The sequence below is a fragment of the Seonamhaeicola marinus genome (genome assembly GCF_008085455.1).
This window is the reverse complement of record NZ_VSDQ01000856.1, coordinates 305-552: the sequence shown is the minus strand read 5'-3', so window position 1 is coordinate 552 and position 248 is coordinate 305. Positions and strand designations below refer to the sequence as shown.

General features: G+C 29.8%; 1 pseudogene. It reads right to left on the bottom strand.

Annotated elements, in window-relative coordinates:
• Positions 1-3: 3 nt before the first annotated feature.
• Positions 4-248, bottom strand: a pseudogene (locus FUA24_RS25980) (peptidylprolyl isomerase); the annotation flags it as partial.

Sequence of the window (248 nt, the reverse complement as noted above, 5' to 3'; positions counted from 1 at the left end):
ATACTATTTTTTTAACCAGTTACTTGTATAGTTACAATCTCTATAAGTGCCGTTAATATTTATGTAGGTATCTGTTATTTTTTCAGACTGCCAATCGGCAATGGCTTTAAGCTTTTTTTCTTTTAATGCTAACTCTTTTATTTTTAAGAAATCTCTTGCGTAATCAGCTTGATGCTCGTCAATTCTATCGGTGACCATTAAAATTTTATACTTGGTATTACCTCTATTATCTTCATCTTTTAACACCA